The sequence below is a fragment of the Massilia sp. 01N417 genome (assembly GCF_056399645.1).
This window is the reverse complement of sequence record NZ_JBFTRS010000001.1, coordinates 420,268-442,634: the sequence shown is the minus strand read 5'-3', so window position 1 is coordinate 442,634 and position 22,367 is coordinate 420,268. Positions and strand designations below refer to the sequence as shown.

20 protein-coding genes are annotated in these 22,367 nt (G+C 65.4%); 2 read left to right on the top strand and 18 right to left on the bottom strand.

The window, feature by feature from the left end; translation table 11 throughout:
• Nucleotides 1-10: 10 nt before the first annotated feature.
• The 5 genes from AC1DOQ_RS01960 to AC1DOQ_RS01940 are packed head-to-tail and all read right to left on the bottom strand — an operon-like array spanning nucleotide 11 to nucleotide 4,770.
• Nucleotides 11-766: a hypothetical protein gene (locus tag AC1DOQ_RS01960; protein WP_477359755.1), complete on the bottom strand. Its 756-nt coding sequence runs from the start codon at nucleotides 764-766 to the stop codon at nucleotides 11-13.
• A 12-nt stretch (nucleotides 767-778) separates the two neighbouring features.
• Complete coding sequence (locus AC1DOQ_RS01955; protein WP_477359753.1) at nucleotides 779-1,330, bottom strand: DUF2059 domain-containing protein; 552 nt, start codon at nucleotides 1,328-1,330, stop codon at nucleotides 779-781.
• A gap of 27 nt (nucleotides 1,331-1,357) precedes the next feature.
• On the bottom strand, nucleotides 1,358-2,965 hold the full coding sequence (locus AC1DOQ_RS01950; RefSeq protein ID WP_477359751.1) for an OmpP1/FadL family transporter: 1,608 nt from the start codon (nucleotides 2,963-2,965) through the stop codon (nucleotides 1,358-1,360).
• The gene (locus tag AC1DOQ_RS01945; protein WP_477359749.1) at nucleotides 2,962-3,984 is read right to left on the bottom strand and encodes a transporter; all 1,023 of its coding nucleotides are present in this window, start codon (nucleotides 3,982-3,984) and stop codon (nucleotides 2,962-2,964) included. The genes AC1DOQ_RS01950 and AC1DOQ_RS01945 overlap by 4 nt, the downstream gene beginning before the upstream one ends.
• A gap of 24 nt (nucleotides 3,985-4,008) precedes the next feature.
• Nucleotides 4,009-4,770 (bottom strand): C39 family peptidase, encoded by a 762-nt coding sequence (locus tag AC1DOQ_RS01940; protein WP_477359747.1) that lies wholly within the window; start codon nucleotides 4,768-4,770, stop codon nucleotides 4,009-4,011.
• A gap of 166 nt (nucleotides 4,771-4,936) precedes the next feature.
• On the opposite strand from AC1DOQ_RS01940, the gene AC1DOQ_RS01935 reads away from it, so the two are divergent.
• Entirely contained in the window at nucleotides 4,937-5,797 is an 861-nt protein-coding gene (locus AC1DOQ_RS01935) for a helix-turn-helix domain-containing protein (RefSeq protein ID WP_477359745.1), read from the top strand.
• Nucleotides 5,798-5,979: 182 nt separating this feature from the next.
• Entirely contained in the window at nucleotides 5,980-7,047 is a 1,068-nt protein-coding gene (locus AC1DOQ_RS01930) for an AraC family transcriptional regulator (RefSeq protein WP_477359743.1), read from the top strand.
• Here AC1DOQ_RS01930 and AC1DOQ_RS01925 read toward each other — a convergent pair.
• The 13 genes from AC1DOQ_RS01925 to scpB form a co-directional block, all read right to left on the bottom strand.
• Entirely contained in the window at nucleotides 6,992-7,456 is a 465-nt protein-coding gene (locus AC1DOQ_RS01925; RefSeq protein WP_477359741.1) for a hypothetical protein, read from the bottom strand. The genes AC1DOQ_RS01930 and AC1DOQ_RS01925 overlap by 56 nt on opposite strands.
• Nucleotides 7,453-8,313 carry a hypothetical protein gene (locus tag AC1DOQ_RS01920; RefSeq protein ID WP_477359739.1) on the bottom strand — a complete coding sequence of 287 codons (861 nt, stop codon included), beginning with the start codon at nucleotides 8,311-8,313 and terminating at the stop codon, nucleotides 7,453-7,455. The genes AC1DOQ_RS01925 and AC1DOQ_RS01920 overlap by 4 nt, the downstream gene beginning before the upstream one ends.
• Nucleotides 8,313-9,089 (bottom strand): hypothetical protein, encoded by a 777-nt coding sequence (locus AC1DOQ_RS01915; protein ID WP_477359737.1) that lies wholly within the window; start codon nucleotides 9,087-9,089, stop codon nucleotides 8,313-8,315. The genes AC1DOQ_RS01920 and AC1DOQ_RS01915 overlap by 1 nt, the downstream gene beginning before the upstream one ends.
• Before the next feature lie 78 nt (nucleotides 9,090-9,167).
• Nucleotides 9,168-9,737: a DUF6160 family protein gene (locus AC1DOQ_RS01910; protein ID WP_477359735.1), complete on the bottom strand. Its 570-nt coding sequence runs from the start codon at nucleotides 9,735-9,737 to the stop codon at nucleotides 9,168-9,170.
• Between the two features lie 234 nt (nucleotides 9,738-9,971).
• Complete coding sequence (typA, locus tag AC1DOQ_RS01905; RefSeq protein ID WP_477359733.1) at nucleotides 9,972-11,810, bottom strand: translational GTPase TypA; 1,839 nt, start codon at nucleotides 11,808-11,810, stop codon at nucleotides 9,972-9,974.
• A gap of 236 nt (nucleotides 11,811-12,046) precedes the next feature.
• On the bottom strand, nucleotides 12,047-12,607 hold the full coding sequence (locus tag AC1DOQ_RS01900) for a hypothetical protein (protein WP_477359731.1): 561 nt from the start codon (nucleotides 12,605-12,607) through the stop codon (nucleotides 12,047-12,049).
• Nucleotides 12,608-12,733: 126 nt separating this feature from the next.
• Complete coding sequence (gene truB, locus AC1DOQ_RS01895) at nucleotides 12,734-13,657, bottom strand: tRNA pseudouridine(55) synthase TruB (RefSeq protein WP_477359729.1); 924 nt, start codon at nucleotides 13,655-13,657, stop codon at nucleotides 12,734-12,736.
• On the bottom strand, nucleotides 13,654-14,082 hold the full coding sequence (gene rbfA / locus AC1DOQ_RS01890) for a 30S ribosome-binding factor RbfA (RefSeq protein ID WP_477359727.1): 429 nt from the start codon (nucleotides 14,080-14,082) through the stop codon (nucleotides 13,654-13,656). The genes truB and rbfA overlap by 4 nt, the downstream gene beginning before the upstream one ends.
• Before the next feature lie 142 nt (nucleotides 14,083-14,224).
• Nucleotides 14,225-17,086 carry a translation initiation factor IF-2 gene (infB, locus tag AC1DOQ_RS01885; RefSeq protein WP_477359725.1) on the bottom strand — a complete coding sequence of 954 codons (2,862 nt, stop codon included), beginning with the start codon at nucleotides 17,084-17,086 and terminating at the stop codon, nucleotides 14,225-14,227.
• A 95-nt stretch (nucleotides 17,087-17,181) separates the two neighbouring features.
• Complete coding sequence (gene nusA / locus AC1DOQ_RS01880) at nucleotides 17,182-18,747, bottom strand: transcription termination factor NusA (protein WP_477359723.1); 1,566 nt, start codon at nucleotides 18,745-18,747, stop codon at nucleotides 17,182-17,184.
• Complete coding sequence (gene rimP / locus AC1DOQ_RS01875; protein ID WP_477359721.1) at nucleotides 18,744-19,232, bottom strand: ribosome maturation factor RimP; 489 nt, start codon at nucleotides 19,230-19,232, stop codon at nucleotides 18,744-18,746. The genes nusA and rimP overlap by 4 nt, the downstream gene beginning before the upstream one ends.
• 280 nt (nucleotides 19,233-19,512) lie before the next feature.
• A complete protein-coding gene (locus AC1DOQ_RS01870; protein WP_477359828.1) occupies nucleotides 19,513-21,567 on the bottom strand; it encodes a pseudouridine synthase in 2,055 nt (684 codons plus the stop codon).
• 14 nt (nucleotides 21,568-21,581) lie between these two features.
• On the bottom strand, nucleotides 21,582-22,235 hold the full coding sequence (scpB, locus tag AC1DOQ_RS01865) for an SMC-Scp complex subunit ScpB (protein WP_477359719.1): 654 nt from the start codon (nucleotides 22,233-22,235) through the stop codon (nucleotides 21,582-21,584).
• Nucleotides 22,236-22,367: the final 132 nt, after the last annotated feature.

The window sequence follows — 22,367 nt, the reverse complement described above, 5'->3', positions numbered from 1 at the left end:
GTCAGCGTCCTCAGTGGGGTTTGACGCTGATCGTCGTCCCCCGCAAATCGATATCGCGAATCTCCACGCTGCCAAAGCTCGGCCCCGGCGCACTCCCCACGCGGATATTGCGGAAGCTGATCTCGCCGATGGTGCTGGGCATGCGCAAGGTGATCGAGCCGTCCTTGTTGATCATCGCGTGCGAATTCGCGGCGTCATAGGTCACGTCGCGCATCGTGGTGTCGGCCGACAGCAGCATCGCCAGCGGATTGAAGACCCGGGCCAGTTCGCCCAGCACCCGCACGCCGCCGTCCGGCAGCGCGTTCGCCGGGTTACGGGCCGCATTCGCGCCGGCCTGCCCCGCCAGGGCGGCCAGGCGCAGCTCCAGCTGGCGGGCCTGGTCGCGCAGGGCGTCGTCATCCCCGCCTTTATTCCATCCCTGGGCCATGATCTCGCCCAGCTCTTCGTCCGACAATTCGCGCAGCGAGCGCTCGCCGACCAGGCGGGTCGACATCGCCGCGGCCGGCGCCGCCGTCACCGCGGCATAGGCATGCAAGGGCCCCAGCAAGGCCGTCGCCAGCGCCGCCGCCATCCTCAGGTTGCGCTGGCGCCGGATCGCGCCGCGTACCTGGGCTTCGCTGATCAGCTTCATGTCGGCCAGGATCTCGCCCAGCCTGCGGCCGCTGCGGCCCTGCTCGCGGATCGCCGCATCCAGCTGGGCTTCCGAAATCAGCTTCTTGCCCAGCAGGATCTGGCCCAGCTGGGACTTCTCGCGGTTCCGCGTCATCCAGTCCATCGCTTACTGCCCCACCGCGGTGCGCAGGCGCAGGCCGACACGGTTCTGCAGCTCCGTCATCTTCGGCTGGATCTGCGCGGCGTTGGCCTTGGCCACGTTCTCGCCGACGGTCCGTTTCATCTCCGGCACCAGGCTCTCGAACTTCGCCAGCAGCGGCGACTCGAGGATGTCGGCCAGCTGCTTGAGTTCCTCGGCGCTGAACTTCTGCGCCAGCAGCGGCGCCACGCTGGCCTGCACCACGGCCTGGGTGCTCGCGCGCAGCGGTGGCGCTTCCTGCTCGATGAATTTGCTGGCCTCGTCGTTCACGTCCTTCATCGCCGCCTCCTGCTTCTCGGCCGGCACCCGGCTGGTGATCACCACGCGCGACTGGCGGACCATTTCGGCCACCGGCGCCTGCAGCATCTGCATGCCGACGGAATCGAGCGCCATCTTGGCCAGTACGCGCTTCACCGGCGCCTGCTTCTCGGCCGGCACGCCCGCCGCGTTCTGGGCGCCGGCGCTCCCCGCCAGGGCCAGGCCCACGGCCACGCCTATTACAGACATCGATCGGGACATGTTCATCTCATCACTCCACATGTAAGTTCAGAACGGGCGCGTATAAGACGCGCCAAAATACCGGACAATCAGGCTGCCCGACACCGTGGTCGCCGCATACGGGTTGTAGATCAGGTTGAAGAAATCGTCGCAGTTCAGGTTGCAGTCGCTGCGCGCCGGGATGTTGTAGCTGCCCTTGATGTAGCTGCCGGTGACATTCACCTCGGCGCCGCTGTCGAATTTGTAGCGCAGGCCCAGGCTCTTCAATTTGGTGTCCGGCAGCGGTGCCAGGAGGCTCATCTGGTTGCCCGGGATCGAGCTCTTGCGCGGCTCGTAGCCGGCCCGCAGCGACAGCTTCTTCGTCACGTTGATCTGGGTACCGAAGCTGTAGTTGACCACGCTCTTGAAGCCCATCTTGAAGGTGGCCTGGTGCGAGTTCGCATAGCCGAACAGGCGCGCCATCTCGAGCAGCTTGACGCTCTGGTCGAACTCGAAGGTCAGCTGGTTCCACTTGTTCCAGTCGGCATAGCTGACGTCCGCGTTCAGCTGCACGTAGTCGGTCGCCATCAGCTTGATGCCGGCCTGCACCCGCCACGGGAAGGGAATCTTCGCCGTCATGTTGCCGCCCTGGTACTCGGGGATATCGGACGGCATGCCGGTGACGGCGCCGACGATCGGCCCCAGCAGGCTCGAATTCAGGCCGCGCACGAAGCCGCGCAGCATCGGGTCGGCGTGCACCATGTACTGGCCGCGGAAGGTGGTGGTGCTGCCGCCCTGGTAGACCAGGCCGAGTGCGAACCACTTCTTCGGCTCCCACAGGATGCCGAGGTTGACGGTCGGGTCGAAGGAGGCGTGCAGGTCGAAGTCGATGTTGGCCGCGCGCTTGAACGGGTCGACCATGGCTTCCGGACCGCCGCCGCACAGGCCGAAGGTCAGGGTGTCGATCACCGTGCCGTTACCGTCCGGGCACATGGCCCGCTGCAACTGGCCGACCGTGCCGAGCAGCTTGTTCGGCGCACGGAAATCGGTGTTGATCGCGAAGATGGAATAGGCGATCGGCACCGAAATGCCGACCCGCAGCGTGTCCGAGATCTTGTAGGCGGCGGTCGGCGACAGGTAGTTCAGGCGCTCCAGCTGGACCAGGCGGCCGTCGAAGCGCGCCGGGTCGTTCGGGTCCTTGGTGCGGTCCATGCTCATCGCCTGCGACAGGTAGACCAGGGTGCCGAAGGTCCAGTTCGAGCCGGGCGCATTGTACGAGAAGCCCAGACCCGGCACCGCCACCGCCGGCAGGCGCGCCTTCGGTATGCCGATGAAGGGAATCCCGATGGCTTGCCGCACCGGTCCGCTCGAGGTGCCGTTGATCGGGTCGTTCTTGAAGCCGCCGATGTCGATGTCGGACGCGGTCACGAACTTGTTCGGATTGCGGATCGAGGCGACGAACAAGGTGTCGATGTGCTGGCTGCCGGTCAGGCGCGCCAGGCCGGCGGGATTGAAATGGATCGATTCGATCCCCGGCGGGTCGGCCGTCACCGCATTCCCCATCGCCATCGCGGTCGGGCTGGTGGCCAGGTTGTCGGTGACGCCGGCCCGCGCCGCCGGCAGCGCGGCGGCCAGTGCGGCCGAGGCCACGGCGGCGGCGAGCAGGCGGGTCTTCATTTCAGCAGCAGCGGCACGCTCATGGTCAGCGACAGGTTCGGCGCCGCCGCGGTCAGGCCGGCACCGACGGTAACGTTGACGGTGGTCTTGGGCGTGAAGCGGTAGCCCAGGCCGATCGACAGGATGCCGGCGCTCTGGGTCTGGGTCTGGGCTTTGGTACGCGAGCCGGCACCGTCCTCGAAGGTCAGGGTGGAGCGCGCCGAGATCGATTCCTGGAACGAGAACGAGGTCGTGATCTTGTACGACAGCGCATACGCGAAGCCGAGGCCGAAGCCGAAGCTGGCGCCCGGCTGCACTTCGCGCAGCGTGGCGCCGGTCAGCTGCTGGTGCAGGTGCTTGGCCTTCAGGCCGTAGCCGACGTTGACGGAGCCGAACAGCGCGACCGGGTCGACGATGCGGGTCACGTTGGCGCCCAGGCTGAAGGTGTTGACGCCGGAGCCGGTCGCCAGGCCCTTCTGGGTGTCGACCTTGAAGGGGCTCTCGCCGGTGGCCAGGCGCACGCCGCCGGTAATGGTGAAGGTCGGCTCGTCGCGCTTGACCTCGAGCGGCTGCCAGCGCACGTTCAGGCCCAGGTCGCCGATCGTGTGCGAGACGCCCGAGTAGCCGGTATTGTCGGCGTAGCGGCTGATGAAGGGCATGATGACGTTGGCGGTCAGGTTGTTGCGCACGCCATAGTCGAGCATGAAGGTGTTGGTGACCGTGTGCGAATTGCTGTTCTCGATCGAGAACAGGGTCGCGAGCCCGGAGCTGAGGTCGGTGTTGATCTTCTCCTGGCCGATGTAGGCGTAATTCAGTTCGTAGTTCAGCTGGACCTGGCCCTTGCGGATCAGCGAATACTGCTTGTCGACGGCAGTCAGGGTCTCCTTCAGCAGCGTCGTGTTGTCGGCGTCGCCGTCCTTCTTGGCGAGGGCGTCGCGCACCGCATCCGAGGTCGCGGGCGCCGGCGACTGCTGGGCAAAGGCCGGCGCTTGGACGAGCAGGCCGCAAACGGCCAGCGCCAGCAGGGAACGAATCTTCATGGTGGTCCTTGTGGTGGTCTGTTTCTATTGTTTCCGGATCGAGACGCCGCCGAAGCCGTTCAGCAGGCGCTCCATCTGCAGCTGGTTGTCGATCGGGCGCAGCAGGCCGCGGTCGCGCACGCGGTCCATGTCGGCCACCCCCAGTTCGTGATCGGACAGGGCCAGCTTCATGACCGGCGGCTTGTCCTTCGGCGGATAGGCGAGGAACAGGGTGTTGCGGTCCCACAGGGTCGCGAATTCGTCGATCGGGAAGGTGATGTTGCCCATCGCCGGATCGGCCAGGAACACCAGGCCGCCGCGCACGCCGCGCAGCACCACGAAGTGCTTGAAGCCGGCGTAGTCGATTGGCACGATGCCCGGCTGGTCGAGCGTCAGGAGGTCGGCCATCTCGGCGCGGAAGCCCGCGCTCTGCACGTTGATCGAGGCCAGGTAGCGCTTCATGTCGAGCAGCGAAAAGCCGCGCCGCTCGATGATCTTGTCCTTCTCGCCGAAGGCCATCATGCCTTCCATCGACTGCTGCTCGCTGACGTCGATGCCGAGGTGGTACTTGAGGATGGTGACCAGGGCCGCCGAGCCGCAGCTGTAGTCGTAGGCCTGGTGGACGATGTTCTTGTACTTGAGCTCGGAGAACGGCTCGATGGTGACGTTCTGCACGCCGGCGGCCGCCACCGACATGGTGGTCGGGATGTCGAAGCGTTCGAGCGGACGGTCCTTGGCCTCATGCTTGGCCAGCACGCCCGCGCCACCCAGCAACGCCGCCAGGACGCCCAGCAGGACTGCGATCATGTCTTGTCTCCTCGGACGCTTCTTGCGTTCCTTGTGTGCCTGCCGGTCGACGTGGCGTTTTGGCCACGTTTATTGCAGTTTTTCTATATTTTGTATGCAGGCAAGCTATGGCGGTGTTATAAAACGCTGTCGTTTTTGTAAAAAACCGCTCATTCGAAAAGAAGCGATGAATTCCTGGGACAGGATCAGCAGTGCACTGGGAGAACCGGTGATCAGCGTCGAGATCGGCGGCGTGCCGCTGCGCGCCGAGCGCTACATCTTCCAGCTCGGCGGCTGCGAAGTGCCGCCGCTGGACTCGCTGGTGCTGGCCTGCCACCTGGGCGGCGCGCGCGCCACCGCCGGCCGCAGCGCCGGGCGCTCCTTCGATTTCCTGGCCGGTTCCTCGACCGTGTTTCAGCCGGGCTTCGCCAGCCGCTGGTCCTTCCACGGCGCGATCGACATGGCCATGTTCCACGTGCTCGATCCCAGCCACGAGCTGGTGCGCCACCTGCAGCGCCTGCTCACCGCGCGCACCAAGGCGCCGCCCTTCTCCGATCCGCTGGTGAATGCCAGTGCCCAGCAGCTGCTGGGCGAACTGGGGCGCACCAGCTCGCCCAACCGCACGGAGCACGGTTTCGTCGAGCGCCTGGCCCACATCATGATCGAGCAGACCTGCCGGGTCCTGGAGGGCAAGACCGGGCGCCACGTGCCGCCCGACGCCCTGCAGCTGGGCCGCCTGCAGGGCGTGCTGGAATGGATCGGCGACAACCTGTCGAATGAACTCTCGAATGCCGAGCTGGCCGAACGTGCCGGGGTGTCGGAGTCGCACTTCCGCCGCATCTTCCAGGAAGCGATGGGCATGACCCCGCACCGCTACGTGCTGCGCCTGCGCCTGGAGCGGGTCCACGAACTGCTGACCCGCACCAGTTTTTCGATTGCCCGTGTTGCGGCGCAATGCGGCTTCAACAGCCAGAGCCACATGACGTCCTGCTTCTCGGCCGCTTACGGCATCACGCCGGCGCGTGCGCGCCACCAATCGCGGATGTAAACAACTTCTTGCCGTAAATATAAAAAGTTTTCCGCATGAAAATGAGCGTTTTTTGAAAAAGAAACGATCATTTTCCGACGCGTCCGCATTTGGCGTGCACACATAATAAAAAACGGCAAGCGGGCGGCAGACCCGAGGCCACACAACAAGGAGACAGGCATGACCAAGGCACGGGGTCCAGCGTGAAGTATTTGTCGGCCACGGACGTGGTGCAGCGCATCAAGAGCTGCCTCTCGGCCGAAGGCGTGGACGTCGACGGCCTGTTCAAGACCGCCGGCCTCGGCTGGTTCGAGCAGGGCAGCGGCCGCGCCGCCGACCTGCTGGCGCTGTCCGACCAGTTCAGCCAGCTCTGGGAAGGCCTGGCGGCGGCCAGCGGCGATCCGCTGATCGGCTTTCGCGTCTTCGCGCCCGATCCGCTGAGCTGGCTCGGAGTGCTGGGCCACCTGATGCTGGCCTCGCCGACCCTCAGGCAGGCCGCGGACAGCCTGATGCGCTACATGCCGCTGGTCTCGCCGGTGGTGCGCGCCACCATCGAGCCGAAGAGCGACCGCGTGCGCGTCGGCCTGAACCTGGTCGGCAGCGCGCGTCCGGTGCCGGTGCAGCGCTACGACTTCACCTGGAACCTGCTGTTGACGACCTTGCGCTTCGTCGGCGCCCGTCCCGGGCTGAAGCCGGTCAGCGTCGAATACGCCTATCCCTCTCCCGGCGACGGCGCCGCCGCCTACGCCGAACGCTTCGGCTGCCCGGTGCGCTTCGGCGCGCCCGCCAACGCCCTCGAATTCGCCAACGCCGACATCACCGCGCCGATCCCGACCGCCAATCCGCTCGCCGCCGAGGGCCTGTTCCGCCTGCTTGACGAGCGCCTGGTGCAGGCCGAGCGCAGCAGCTTCGCGGCGCGCGTGCGCGAGATGCTGCCGGGCATGATCGACCAGGGCGGTGCCCTGCGCGATGCCGTCGCGCGGCGCCTCGCGATCAGCGAACGCACCCTGCAGCGGCGCCTGGCCGACGAGGGCACCGACTTCTCCACCCTGGTCGACGAAGTGCGCCGCACCATCGCCCAGCAATACCTGGGCAGCGACCGCATCAGCGTCAAGAACCTCAGCTACAAGCTGGGCTTCTCCGACCCCAGCGCCTTTCACCGCGCCTGCCTGCGCTGGTTCGGCAAGGCGCCCGGGGAATTCCAGCAGAAGGCCGCTAGTGGGACCACAAACGTAACTGGCCCTGCATCGTCATCTCGCCGTTCAGGCTGACCCGCCCCAGGTTGCCGCTCACCGGTCCGTGCGGGTCGGACTGCACGCTGATCGAATCGAAGCCGGTATCCGTGAACCGGACATAGCCCGGCAGGGTCAGCGCCACATAGCCGGTACCGTCGCCGGCGGTCTGCGGGCTGATGTTCAGACCCACCATCGTGATCACGCCGCCGATGTTCCTGACCACCATGTAGGTGGTGCGGCCGTCGACGTTCTGGGCGATGGTCAGGCGGCTGTCGGCGGTGATGGTATCGGGCTGGCGGTTCAGGTTCAGCTGGACCGCGAAGCTGATGCCGTCGGCGCCGCTGACCTGGGCCAGTTCGCTGTCCGGCAGCGCCTTCGGCCCGGCAAGCGCGGCGCCGCACAGCAGCATGGCTGACATGGCGGCGGCGGACGCGGCGATCCTCATGGCCTGAACTTGATGTCGAGGTACTGCAGCTGGATCGAGCCGATGCGCGAGCTGCCCAGGTCGACGTTGGTGCCGGGGTTGGTCCCACCTTCGCTGCGGAAGCCGATATTCCCGATCTGCAGCGTGCCCGCCTGCGCGGCGGCGCCGGCGTCCGGCCAGTTGATGCCGATGTGCAGGCGCGCATTGCCGGCATCGTCGGTGCGCACGTTGAAGATGCCGGCCTGGGAATTCACGTCGGCCAGGCGCCATGGCGCCACCGGCGCCGAACCATCGTCGGTGGCGGCGCCGATGCGCACGTTCGACAGCACCAGCGCCTCGCCGCTCGCGTCGCGGCCATTCGGTTGCAGCGCCAGGCTGCCGATCTCCATGCGGGTCGAGATGCCGAAGGCGAGGCCGTCGCCGGCCGCCGGCGTCGACCACTGGAAGCCGCCGCCGTAATAGATCAGGTCCTTCAGCACCACGCTGCCGCCCTTGACATTGAGGCCGCCGCCGTCGACGTCGAAATCGAACGCGATTTGCCAGGCTTCGCGTCCCAGCAGGTTCTGCGGCATGGCGATGTTGACGATCTGCGCCCTCCCCGGCCCGCCGGGCAGGATGTCCAGGCGGTAGGGGTCGGCGAAAGGCGCGTCGAGATTGTCCGAGCGCGAGGCCGACAGGTTGCCGATGCCGATGCTGCCGCGGCCGTCCGGCGTGGTGTAGCGCAGCACCGTGGTCCCGGACACCGCGAAGTTCGACAGGTTGAAGCTCATGCCGTCGCGCCCGCCGATCTTCGACAGCGCGCTGTCCGACAGCGGTTCCAGCGCCGCGGCCAGGCCGGGCACGAACGCAAGGAGGAACAGGGAAACGGCGGTGCGCATCAGTGGCCCGGCGGATTATTCGCCGGCACCAGGCCGGTCAGGTTCAGGGCGGTTAGCTTGTCGCGCCAGTTCAGCCAGATCCCGGCCTGGGCCTCGGTCAGGGCCGGCATGCCCGGCGCCGCCTGGAAGCTCACCGGTGTCTTCAGCACCGAGATCCAGAAGTCGCGGCTCGGGCCGGCGGCATCGCCGGCGGTGACGCCACCGACCTTCGACAGCGGGATGCAGCCGGTGCATTCGCCGTTCCAGCGCTTGCCGCCGCCGGCGTCGTTCAGGCTGTCGACGATGCCGGCCGCGCCGGCGTCGATGCGCAGCGCGCCGGACAGGCTTGCGATCTTCATGCCGATGTCGCCGGCGATGCCGTCGAAGCCCAGGCGCATGCCGATGATCTCGCGCTGGCCGGTGCTGCCGCTGTTCTGGTAAACGAATTCGAAATAGGGATTGGTGATCTGCACCAGGCGCTGGGCGTCGCCGGCATCGCTGCGGCCGAAGCGCAGCGCGCTGATGTCGAGGTCGGCGCCGCTGCCGTTGCGCGGACCGTAGTTGTATTCGCCCAGGCGCAGATTGGCCAGGTTGGCGTTCAGGGTCACGTCGGCATCGAGGGCGATGCGGGTGAAATCGAAACCGTTGTAGCTGGAATTACTGACGGTGAACAGGCCCTGGCCGCTCACGGTGGACATCTCGCTGTCCGACAATGCGCGCATCTGGGCCGACGCATTCCCCGCTGCCAGCAGGTTGAACGCGGCAAGCGCCAGCGCAACAAGAAAATATCTGCTCATGGATTATCCCGACGAGCGTTGCAAGTCAAAACGGCCCGGGGCCAAGCCCGCGGGCCGTCCGTCACCAAACAAGGGGAATCAGTGAGCCCAGATGTAGACGGTGGTGCCTTGCAGCTTGATGTCGTTGACGGCGAACGAACCGAAGGAGGCGCCCACATTCTTGCCGTTGGCATCCACCACGCCGCCCATGCGGATCGAGTCGACGCTCATGCTCAGGTTTTTGGTGGTGTCGACCAGCGGGATTGCGATCTTGACGACGTCGCCTTTCGGTGCAAAGGCGGCCAGGCCGGCGCTGGCGCCCGGCACTGCCAGCGGCGAGATCACGCCCAGGGTGGTAGCGGCGTTCTTGGTGCCGTCGGCATTGAAGGCGCTGACTTCGCCGTTGAAGGTTTCGTTGTTGACGATGTCGATCGTCGCTGCGATGGCGCCGGAGATCTTGATGTTGTTGAAGCTCACCGAGCCGCCCGTTGCGTCGGTATCGGTGTACTTGAATTCACCGATGTTGATATGCAGGTCGGCGGCGATCGACACACCGTCGCGGCCCGAGACCTTGGACAGGTCGCTATCGGCGATCGGGGTCAGGGCCGATGCGTACGAAGCGATCGAGGACAGGGCGGCGACGACGGCGAGTTGTTTCAGCAGTTTCATGGTATCTCCAGTAGTTATTGTGATCGACGGGTGTCTCTTCGGCTCCGCAGCGCCTGGGAGCTTGTTTCTTAATTGGAAGTCAATTAAGTGGTAATCATGTTATTACTTCCGTTTCATTTAATGCATTTTTTGTCCTGGCTCAGGGAGCCAAATCGATGGATTCCTGAGCCAGCCGATGGACGAAAAAAAACCCGCTGCAAGCAGCGGGTTTTTTCATGAAGCCTGAAAACCGGATTACGCGGCTTCGCGGCTGGCCTTCTTGCGCTCGTGCTCTTTCAGGTGACGCTTGCGCAGGCGGATGCTCTTCGGGGTGATCTCGACCAGCTCGTCATCCTCGATGAACTCGACCGCGTATTCCAGCGACATCACGATCGGCGGCACCAGGCGCACGGCTTCGTCGGTGCCCGAGGCGCGCACGTTGGTCAGCTGCTTGCCCTTGATCGGGTTCACGACCAGGTCGTTGTCGCGCGAGTGGATACCGATGATCATGCCCTCGTACACCGGGGTGTTGTGCTCGACGAACATGCGGCCGCGATCCTGCAGCTTCCACAGTGCGTAGGCGACGGCCTGGCCGTCATCCTGCGAGATCAGCACGCCGTTGCGGCGGCCGGCCAGTTCGCCCTTGCCGTTATCGACCGGCGAGTAGGCGTCGAACACGTGGCTCATCAGGCCGGTGCCGCGGGTCAGGGTCATGAAGTCGCCCTGGAAGCCGATCAGGCCACGGGCCGGGATGCGGTATTCCAGACGGACACGGCCCTTGCCGTCCGATTCCATGTTCTGCAGGTCGCCACGGCGGCGGCCCAGTTCTTCCATCACGCCGCCCTGGTTCACTTCTTCGACGTCGACGGTCAGGTTCTCGTACGGCTCGCACTTGACGCCGTCGATTTCCTTGAACACCACGCGAGGACGCGACACGGCCAGCTCGAAGCCTTCACGGCGCATGTTTTCCAGCAGGATCGTCAGGTGCAGTTCGCCGCGGCCCGACACTTCGAACACGGTGTCGTCCGGGGTCGGCAGCACGCGCAGCGCCACGTTCGACTTCAGTTCGCGGTCCAGGCGGTCGCGCAGCTGGCGGCTGGTCACGAACTTGCCTTCGCGGCCGGCCAGCGGCGAGTTGTTGACCATGAAGTTCATGGTCAGGGTCGGCTCGTCGACGGTCAGCATCGGCAGCGCTTCCGGGGTATCGACGGCGGTCACGGTCACGCCGATGCCGATGTCTTCGATACCGTTGATCAGCACGATGTCGCCGGCGACGGCTTCATCGACCAGCACGCGCTCCAGGCCCTTGAAGTTCAGCACCTGGTTGATGCGGCCCTTGATCGGGTTCTTGTCGTCCTGGCCGTTCACGACCAGCACGTCCATGCCCGGCTTGATGCGGCCACGGTTGATGCGGCCGATACCGATCTTGCCCACGTAGGACGAGTAGTCCAGCGAGGTGATCTGCATCTGCAGCGGACCGTCCGGGTTGTCGTCACGCACCGGCACGTATTTCAGGATGGCGTCGAACAGCGGCTTCATGTCGCCGCCGCGCACGCTTTCGTCCATGCCGGCGTAGCCGTTCAGGCCCGAGGCGTAGACGATCGGGAAGTCGAGCTGCTCGTCGGTGGCGCCCAGCTTGTCGAACAGTTCGAAGGTCTGGTTGATCGCCCAGTCGGCGCGGGCGCCCGGACGGTCGATCTTGTTGACGACCACGATCGGCTTCAGGCCCAGGGCCAGCGCCTTGCGGGTCACGAAGCGGGTCTGCGGCATCGGGCCTTCCTGGGCGTCGACCAGCAGCAGCACCGAGTCGACCATCGACAGCACGCGCTCGACCTCGCCGCCGAAGTCGGCGTGGCCCGGGGTGTCGACGATGTTGATGTGGGTGCCTTCATACTCGACTGCGCAGTTCTTCGACAGAATCGTGATGCCACGTTCCTTTTCGAGATCGTTCGAGTCCATCACGCGGGTGTCGACCGCCTGGTTTTCACGGAAGGTGCCGGATTGGCGCAGCAGCTGGTCCACGAGGGTGGTCTTGCCGTGGTCAACGTGGGCAATGATTGCGATATTACGAATCGCGCGTTTGGTGTCTGACATATGCGTATTCAACAGTGAATGTTGCGTGATGGATGGAGTTTCGGCTAGAGGCGCTCGGCGGGAGCCGGTTGGCATTGCCGATTTCCAGAACCCGCTAGTATAGCACGCGGATTCCGTCTGCTGCATTGCAGCGGCGAGAAAAGCCCTGAATTTTCAACGGTTTGAGCTTAAGGCCCAAATATTGAAGGATGATGACGGGCTGGCACGGGCCAGATGTGGAGGACGCTTCGCCGATTTCAAGAGCGGCGCAGCGCCCACATGGCGCTCGCCCAGAGGATCAGGCCGATGCCGAGAAAGCCCACCGGATCGGCCGGCCCGCCGGCGGCGAGTTGCGGATACGCCAGCGCGAACAGCACCAGCGCGGCCGCCGTCACGTAGTGCGGGGGATTGCGGAACACATAAGCCAGCGGCGCGAAGTGCAGGCCGATCACGGCGATCGCCATCGGCACCACCCAGGCGCCCTGCCCGATGTTGGCAAGCACATTGCCGAGCACCAGGATGAGGATCCACTGTCCGCCATTCACCAGATGAAACACGCGGTCGGCCCGCTTCTGTTCCGGCGTCTTCGCACGCGCGGCGACGGCCGCGGCATGGCGGCGGTAGCACAGCCAGGCGCTCAGGGCCAGCCCGATGCCCAGCACGGCGATGCCGCCGAACACCAGCAGCCCGGCGCCGGCGCGGCGGTCCCAGACCTCGAGCAGGATGGCCCCGAAAACCGAGAACAGCACGGCGCCGAAGGCGCGGCCACCCGCCTCGGCGGAGGGATTGCTGACGGTCTGGGGGATCTCGGCTTGCATGCGGGCTCCGGAGGAAGGGAATATTGGCTGATGTTCAATATTCTGCTTGCATGTATTAATTACAAGCAAGCTTTTCCTTCCCACTGTTGTTTCCCGGCGAACACGCCGAGCCCGGCGGATGGCGCTTCAGGCCTGGCGCGCGGCGATCAGGCGTTCCGGCGCCAGGATCGCGTATTCCTGCAGGATGGCCGTGCCCAGCAGCCGGCCGTCGGCATAGACGCGCACCCTGCCCTGCTCCGGCGGCACGGCGACCGCTTCCTTGCCGAGCGCCAGGCGCTGGCCGTTCAGGAAACGCTTTTCCAGCTCGGGCGTGAGGTCGATGCGCGGGAAGGTCGACAGCAGCGCGTCGACCGGGGCCAGCAGCGACAGCGGGTTCTCGTGCGCCTGCAGCTCTTCCAGCGTGACCATGTTGGCGGTGCCGAGGTCGCCGACCTGCACCCGGCGCAGCGCGCTCAGGTGGGCGCCGCAGCCCAGCAGCGCGCCGATGTCCTCGCCCAGCACGCGCACATAGGTGCCCTTGCTGCATTTCACGCGAATGGTCAGGAAAGGCGCCGCGATGGCAACCAGTTCCAGCTCATGGATGGTGACCGGACGCGCCTCGCGCTCCAGCGTGACGCCTTCGCGCGCATATTCGTACAGGGCCTTGCCGTCGCGCTTCAGGGCCGAGTACATCGGCGGCACCTGCAGGATGGGGCCGCGGAAGCGCGCCAGCGCGGCTTCGACCTGCCCGGTGCTGACGTCGACGTCGCGGGTCTCCAGCACCTCGCCCTCGGTATCGCCGGTGGTGGTGGTGATGCCCAGGTGGACGGTGGCCAGATAGGTCTTGTCCGCTTCCAGCAGGTCTTGCGAGAACTTGGTCGCCTCGCCGAAGCACAGCGGCAGCAGGCCGGTGGCGAAGGGATCGAGGGTGCCGGTGTGCCCGGCCTTCTTGGCGTTGACGATGCGCTTGACCTTGGTCAGCGCGTCATTCGACGACAGGCCGACCGGCTTGTCGATCAGGAGCACCCCGTCGACCAGGTCGCGGGGCTTTTTCGGCGGTCTTGCGTTCACTCGGAATCCGAATCTTCGTCAGTGTCTGCGGGGGCGGACTCGTCCACGTAGTCGGCGGCGCGCGTCGCATTCGCCTGGTCGATCAGGGCCGACATGGCCAGGCCGCGGCTGGTCGAGGTGTCGTGCACGAAGTGCAGCTGCGGCAGGGTGTGGATGTGCAGGCGCTTGCCGAGCAGGTTGCGCAGGTAGCCGGAAGCCTTGGTCAGGCCTTCCAGGGTCTGCTTGACCTCTTCCGGGCTGTCCTTGAGCAGGGTGAACCAGACCTTGGCGTGCGCATAGTCCGGGGTCAGCTTGACTTCGCTGATGGTGACCATCCCCACGCGCGGATCCTTCAGTTCGAACGCGATGAGTTCCGACAGGTCCTTCTGGATCTGATCGGCGACGCGCAGGCCGCGCGATGGAATGCTTTTACTGTGTTTTGCCATTTTGTTGACTGCGTATGTTTTTGTTATTACGCGTAAGGTGGGCACCTCGTGCCCACCCTACAAAAGATTGGGGCCAGTGGCCCGCGCCACATGGCACAGGCCTACTAGCCCCAATGCTACTCCAATCGTTGGAACGACCGTATTACAGCGTACGCGCCACTTCCTGCACTTCGAACACTTCCAGAACGTCGCCGACCTGGATGTCGTTGTAGTTCTTCAGCGACAGGCCGCACTCGAGACCGGCACGAACTTCCTTCGCATCGTCCTTGAAGCGCTTGAGCGAATCGATCTCGCCGGTCCAGACCACGATGTTGTTGCGCAGCAGGCGAACCGAGGAGGTACGCTTGACCACGCCATCGGTGACCAGGCAGCCCGCGATCGCGCCGACTTTCGATACCAGGATGACCTGGCGGATTTCGACCTGGCCGGTGATGTGCTCGCGCTTCTCCGGTGCCAGCATGCCCGACAGTGCCGTCTTGATCTCGTCGATCGCATCGTAAATGATGCTGTAGTAACGGATGTCGACGCCGTTGGTTTCGGCCAGCTTGCGCGCCTGGGCGTCTGCACGGGCGTTGAAGCCGATGATGACTGCCTTCGACGCGGTCGCCAGGTTGACGTCCGATTCGGTGATGCCGCCGACCGCCGCATGGACGATCTGGACGCGCACTTCCGAGGTCGACAGCTTCTGCAGCGAACCGACCAGCGCTTCCTGCGAACCCTGCACGTCGGTCTTGACGATCAGCGGCAGGTTCTTGACTTCGCCCTCGCCCATCTGGTCGAGGATGTTTTCCAGCTTCGCCGCCTGCTGCTTGGCCAGTTTCACGTCGCGGAACTTACCTTGACGGAACAGTGCGATTTCACGCGCCTTGCGTTCGTCGCCCATGACCATGGCTTCCTCGCCGGCGCTCGGCACTTCGGTCAGGCCCTGGATCTCGACCGGGATCGACGGACCGGCTTCGGTCACCGACTTGCCGTTCTCGTCCAGCATCGCACGGACGCGGCCGAAGGACGAACCCGCCAGTACGACGTCGCCGCGACGCAGCGTACCCGACTGCACCAGGATGGTGGCGACCGGGCCGCGGCCCTTGTCCAGACGGGCTTCGACCACCAGGCCGCGGGCCGGCGATTCCACCGGCGCCTTCAGTTCCAGCACTTCGGCCTGCAGCAGCACCTGCTCCAGCAGCTCGTCGATACCGGTACCGACCTTGGCGGACACCGGGACGAACGGCGAATCGCCGCCGTATTCTTCCGGCACCACGCCTTCGGCCACCAGTTCCTGGGTGACGCGATCGGTGTTGGCACCCGGCTTGTCGATCTTGTTGATCGCCACGACCAGGGGCACGCCTGCCGCTTTCGCGTGGGCAATCGCTTCCTTGGTCTGCGGCATCACGCCGTCGTCGGCCGCCACCACCAGGATGACGATGTCGGTCGCTTTCGCGCCACGGGCACGCATTGCGGTAAAGGCTTCGTGACCCGGCGTATCCAGGAAGGTGACCATGCCGCGCGGGGTGTCCACGTGGTATGCACCGATGTGCTGGGTAATGCCGCCGGCTTCGCCAGCCGCCACTTTCGCGCGGCGGATGTAGTCCAGCAGCGAGGTTTTACCATGGTCGACGTGGCCCATCACGGTCACGACCGGCGCACGCGGCTTGGACTCGAACTCGTGGTGCTCGCCCGGATCGGCCAGCAGCGCTTCCGGATCGTCGACGGCGGCGGCGAAGGCCTTGTGGCCCATCTCTTCCACCACGATCATCGCGGTTTCCTGGTCCAGCACCTGGTTGATGGTGCACATCTGGCCCAGCTTCATCAGCTGCTTGATGACCTCGGAAGCCTTCACGGCCATCTTGTGCGCCAGTTCGGCCACGGTGATGGTTTCCGGCACGTGGACGTCCTTGACGATCGCCTCGGTCGGGGCCTGGAAGTTCGATTCGCGATCGTCGTGGCCGCCACGACGGCCGCCACGTCCACCGCCCGCACGCCAGCCGTCACGGCCGCCGGTCGAGGGGGCGCCACGGCCCTTCATGCCGCCGCCAGGGGCGCCGCGCTTCTTCTCGTCCGACCAGGTCGAGGCCACGTTGGCCGACTTGATCGACTTCTTGTCGCCCGGTTTCGGACGTGCACCGCTACCGGTCGCATCGGCCGGCTTGGCTTCGCCCGGTTTCTTTTCAGCAGGTTTATGCAGGGTTGCCGGTTCGGCTGCCTTCGGCTTGGCCGCAGGCACTTCCGGCGCCTTGATCACGCGGCGCGGCTGGGCCATCATGGCCTTGATCTGGGCCACTTCGTCGGCCACGGCCTTGCGTGCACGCTCGGTGGCGGCGGCGCGTTCGGCGGCTTCCTTGGCGGCTTCGTCGGCCTTGCGCTTGGATTCCTCGGCGGCTGCTTTCTTGCTTTCCTCGGCAGCGGCGCGCTTGGTTTCAGCGGCGGCATCGGCGGCGCCGGCAGCGGCGTCGGCCGAAGCCTGTGCGGCGGCCGCAGCTTCGCGCTGCAGACGCTCTTCGGCATCGCGCTTGGCCTGCTCTTCGGCCGCCTTGGCCTGTGCGGCCTTCTCGGATTCCAGCTTGGCCAGGCGTTCCTGCTTCTCACGCAGTTCCGCTTCCTGGCGCGCCAGCAGTTCCGACTGGCGGCGCGCTTCCTCGTCACGGCGTGCCTGTTCGGCGGCGTCGATCACCGGGGCGGTAGCCGCCTTGGCAGTGACCAGATCGTCGCGTTGTACGAAAGTGCGCTTCTTGCGCACTTCCACCTGGATCGTGCGCGATTTGCCGCTGGCGTCAGCCTGCTTGATCTCGGAGGTTTCCTTGCGGGTCACCGTGATCTTCTTCTTTTCGCCGGATTCGGCGGCGCCATGGGTACGGCGCAGATGGTTCAGCAGCTTATCCTTATCATCCTTGGACAAGGGATCTGACGTCGAACTTTTCTCGACGCCAGCAGAACGCAGCTGCGTCAGCAGCAAGTCTGCAGGCATCTTCAGTTCGGTGGCAAATTGGGCTACGTTGTTACTCGCCATTCAGTCCTCTTTTCTATGTGTCGCGAGATGATAAAGAATTTTGCTCGGGTTGGAAACGCAAAGACCGCGGCACCGCCCCGGTCTTTGCACAACCCTTATGCCTTGGCCGTTTCTACCTGACTCCAGGCTTTCGCCTGCAGGGCCTTGGCCCGGTCGTCGTACTTGGCGTCGACCAGTTTCATCTCATCGTCAGACACATCATTAAATGCGTTCTTGATCAAATCACGGGCACGGTCGGTCGGCAGGGCCAGGATGGCGCCGAACTCGTCGTATGCCAGGCCCGCGAATTGTTCGAGGGTCTTGATACCGGCAAGACCAAGCTTGCCGGCGGTGGTGCGGTCCATCCCTTCCAGGCTGACCAGCGACTCTTCCATGCCCTCGAGGCCTTCTTCGGAAGCGATCGCTTCAGTCACCAGCGCGTCACGGGCGCGGGTGCGCAGTTCGTTGACGGTGTCTTCGTCGAACGATTCGATTTCCAGCATTTCGGAAATGGGAACGTAAGCGATTTCTTCAAGGCTCGAGAAACCTTCCTCGACCAGGATATTCGCCACTTCCTCATCCACATCCAGCTTTTCCATGAACAGCGCGCGCACGGCGGCGGTTTCCTGGGCAGCCTTGTTGGCCGATTCCTCGGCCGTCATGATGTTGATCTTCCAGCCGGTCAGATCGGACGCCAGGCGCACGTTCTGGCCCGAACGGCCGATCGCGATCGCCAGGTTTTCCTCGTCGACAACGACGTCCATCGCATGCTTCTCTTCGTCGACCATGATCGACGACACGTTGGCCGGGGCCAGCGCGCCGATCACGAACTGGGCCGGATCTTCCGACCACAGCACGATGTCCACGCGCTCGCCGCCCAGCTCACCGGTCACGGCCTGCACGCGCGAACCGCGCATGCCGACGCAGGTACCGATCGGGTCGATGCGCTTGTCGGTCGTGAACACGGCGATCTTGGCGCGCACGCCCGGATCGCGGGCAGCCGATTTAATCTGCAGCAGGCCTTGTTCGATTTCCGGAACTTCCAGTTCGAACAGCTTCATGATGAATTCCGGCGCGGTGCGCGACAGGATCACCTGCGGGCCGCGCATATTGCGGTCGACGCGAAGGATGTAGGCACGGACGCGGTCGCCGATGCGCAGATTTTCCTTCGGGATCATCTGGTCGCGCGGCAGGCGGGCTTCGATCTTGCCCGACTCGACGATCGCATCGCCGCGTTCCATGCGCTTGATGGTGCCGGTAACGAGGGCGTCGCCACGCTCCAGGAAGTCCTGCAGGATCTGCTCGCGCTCGGCGTCGCGGACGCGCTGCAGCACGACCTGCTTGGTGTCCTGGGCGAAGCGGCGACCGAACTCGACCGATTCGATCGGTTCTTCGATGTACTCGTCGACTTCGATGTCCGAAATCTGTTCCTTGGCTTCGAAATGCAGGATTTCCTGGTCGGGCAGCTGCAGGCCGGCCTCGTCGGGAACGACGTGCCAGCGGCGGAAGGTTTCGAATTCGCCGCTGTCGCGGTCGATGCTCACGCGGATGTCGACATCGCCCTCGTAGCGTTTTTTCGTGGCCTGCGCCAGTGCGAACTCGAGCGCGCCGAAGACGACCTCTTTATCGACGTTTTTTTCGCGCGCGAGCGCATCAACCAGTAACAAAATTTCGCGACTCATGCTTTGCGACTCCTAAAATCCACCTTCGGCACCAGGCGTGCCTTGTCCAGTTCGGCCAGCGTAAATTCCAATAACGCCAGGCCATCCTTGCTTTCAAATTCCAACCCGATCTTGTCGCCTTGCGGGGCGTGCAGGATGCCCGTGTAGGTCTTGCGGTTCGCAGTGCCGGGCATCGCGACGCGCAGCTTGACCGTGCATTCTTCGCCGGCAAAGCGTTCGAAGTCGGCCAGGGTGCGCACCGGACGGTCCAGTCCGGGCGACGACACTTCCAGGCGCTCGTAATCGACGTTTTCGACCGTCAACACGTGCGACAGCTGGTGGCTGACCGTGGCGCAATCCTCGACCGAGATCGGTCCCTTTTCGTCCGCCACCGCGGCCGGGAAATCGATGAACACGCGCAGGATGCCTCGCTCGGCACGCTCGATATCGACGAGTTCGTAGCCCAGTCCACTGACTGTGGTGGCAATCAAATCAAACAGCTGCACTGATTTCTCCAGATCGCCGGCTTGGCGCCGGACCTCTTAAAACGATTCAACAAAAAAAAAATGGGCAACTGCCCATCTTCTTATATTTCCAACCAGATGAAAGTGTCTGCACCAAACAAAACGCCGGGGAGAACTTTAATTGGTTGCGAATTATAACCCGATACAGGGCAGCTCGCAATCGCTGCGCTGCAAAATGAACAGGTATGCAACAGCTTACACCTTTGTCCAGCAGGGTGCATTCAATTCGCCGCCCCCGCCTGCGCGGGGACGACGGCACGGATTAACCCCGGCGGCCGCGTCGCGGCATGCCGTGATCGCTGACACGCGGACCCGACGGACGACGGCTCTGGCCGGCACCGGCGAAGCCGAAGGTGGTCTGCAGCGGATCCGGCTGGCGCGGACCCTTGCCGCCGCCACCGCCACCGCCACCGCCACCGCCGGCGCCGCGGCCCTGGCCGCCATTGCGTCCCTGGCCGCCGCTACGACCACCCTGGCCGCCGCCGAAGCCGCTGCCGCCGCGCCCCTGGGCGCCCGGCATGCCGGACTGACCGCGGCCGCCCTGCTGGGTGCCGACGCGCACCACGGGCGGGCCGAAGGGGTCGACGTTACGGTTGGCGTCGGCACGGTCGATGCGATTGCCGTTGCTGCGGTCCGCATTGGGGCCGCCGCGGTCCTTGCCGCCGCCCTGCTTCTGCTTCTGGCCACCCTGGCCCTGCCCCTGGCCGCCGGCCTTCTGCTCGCCCTTCTTCTCGATGCCGAAGGCGGTCATGAAATTGCGGACGTCGTTTTCTTCGAGCTCTTCCCAGCGGCCGCGCTTCAGGCCGGTCGGCAGGGTCATCGCGCCGTAGCGGGTACGGATCAGGCGCGAAACGGTCAGGTTGACCGCCTCGAACATGCGGCGCACCTCGCGGTTGCGGCCTTCGCCGATCACCACGCGGTACCAGTGATTGACGCCTTCGCCGCCGCCGTCGACGATCTTGGTGAAGGAGGCCAGGCCGTCTTCCAGCTCGACGCCGGCCAGCAGCTTCTGGCGCATGCCCTCTTCCAGCACGCCGAGGGTACGCACGGCATACTCGCGGTCGATGTTGTAACGCGGGTGCATCAGGCGGTTCGCCAGGTCGCCGGAGTTCGTGAACAGCAGCAGGCCCTCGGTGTTGAAGTCGAGGCGGCCGACGGCCAGCCATTTGCCGGTCTTCATGGTCGGCAGGCGGTCGAATACCGACGGACGGCCTTCCGGATCGTCCGCGCTGACGATTTCGCCGGCCGGCTTGTGGTACACCAGCACGCGCGGCGGCTTGTTGTTGTTCACGCGGCGCTGCAGCAGCTTGCCGTTGATGCGCACGGCGTCGGTCGGCAGGATGCGCTGGCCGATGTGGGCCGGCTCGCCGTTCACCGACACGCGGCCGGCGATGATCAGCTCTTCCATGTCGCGGCGCGAACCCAGGCCGGCCTCGGCCAGCACCTTGTGCAGCTTCGGCGCATCGTCCTCGGCGGTCAGGTCGCGGCGCGCCTTGGTCGCCTTGGCCTGGCCCTGGCCGCCCTCGTGGGCGTCGAAGGCGTCCGAGGTCACGAAGGAGAACACGGCGTCGGCATCGTTCGGCTTGGCGCCGCGGTTGTCCTTGCCGCCGCGGGCGTTCTTGCCCTTGCCTTGCTGCTGGCCCTGCTTCTGGGCTTGCTGGCCCGGCTGGCCGGCCTGGCCTTGCTGGGCCTGCTGACCCTGCTGACCCTGCTGGGCCTGCTGACCCTGCTGGCCGCGCTGCTGGCCTTTCCTGCCCTTCTTCTGGCCGTCGTGCTTGCCGCTGCGCGCGCCCTGGCGCTGCTCGGCGCGCTTCTCGGCGGCCTGCTCGCCCTGCTCCGCGCCGGCCTGGACCGGCTCGGCCACGGCATCGGCGCCGTCGGCCTGGCCACGCGGCGCAGCCGCGGCGGCGACCGCTTCACGCTGCTGGCGCTGCTCGCGCATCTGGCGCGGACCGCGCGGCTTGCGCTGGCCTTCATCCTGGGCCGCATCGGTGGCCGGTGCCGGAGCCGGCGCCGCTTCGGCGGCGGGCGCGCTCACGGCCTGCTCGGCATCGGCTTTCTTCGCACGCGGCTTGCGGGCTGGCTTGGCGGCCGGAGCCGCATCCTGCTGTGCCGGGGCCTCGGCTGCCGGCGCGGCGGCCTCCACAGTATCGGCGGCCGGCTTGGCGGCGGCCTTGCGGGTGCGTTTGGGTTTGGCGTCGGCTTCCGGCTGCGCGCCCTCGGCAGCGGCCTGGGCGCGCGTACGGCGCTTCGGCTTGGCTGCCGCCTCCAGCCCTGCTTCGGCAGGGGTCGTCTCGGTGTTGTCGGTTGGATTCATCATTCGTTTCGTTGTTATTGCTGACCTGACGCGAGATCAACCACCGGTTGCGTCGCAGGGTCGTGTTCATCAAATTGTTGCAAGGCCGCTTCCAGCGCTTCCAGGCTGCGTCCGCCGGCGCCGTCCGCCACTTCCTGCAGCGGCGGCAGCTGCGACAGCGAGGCCAGGCCAAGGTCGTCGAGGAACTGCCGGGTCGTGCCCAGCAGGGCCGGTCGTCCCGGCACCTCGCGGTGGCCGACCACGTCGATCCAGCCGCGGTCCTCGAGCATCTTGATCGTCTGCGAGTTGACGGCGACGCCGCGGATCTCTTCGATATCGCCGCGCGTGACCGGCTGGCGGTAGGCGATGATCGCCAGCGTCTCCAGCGTTGCGCGCGAATACTTCGGCGGCTTTTCCGGGGCGACCCGGTCGAGGTAAGGCTTCATTTCGGGCCGGCTCTGGAAACGCCAGCCGGATGCCAGGCTGACGATCTCGATGCCGCGGTCCTGCCAGTCCTGGCGCAGTTCTTCCAGCAGGATCTTGATCGTGTCGGCGCCCACGCCCGTGCCGACCTGGCGGCCGTTCGCATCCACGTCGGCGAACAGTTTCTTCATGCCGTGGATCGTCATCGGCTCGCGCGCGCACAGCAAGGCGGTCTCGAGGACCTTCTTGGCCTCATCAGTGTTCATAACGGCAAAGAAAACATCAAACACAAACGGCTTCAACGGTCACGAAGTGTCGTTGCAGCGACACAGGAGCTTACGCCCCGATGAGACAGTACGCGTTGAAACTGGGTTCCGTGGCCCGGCAGTGGCGCCGGG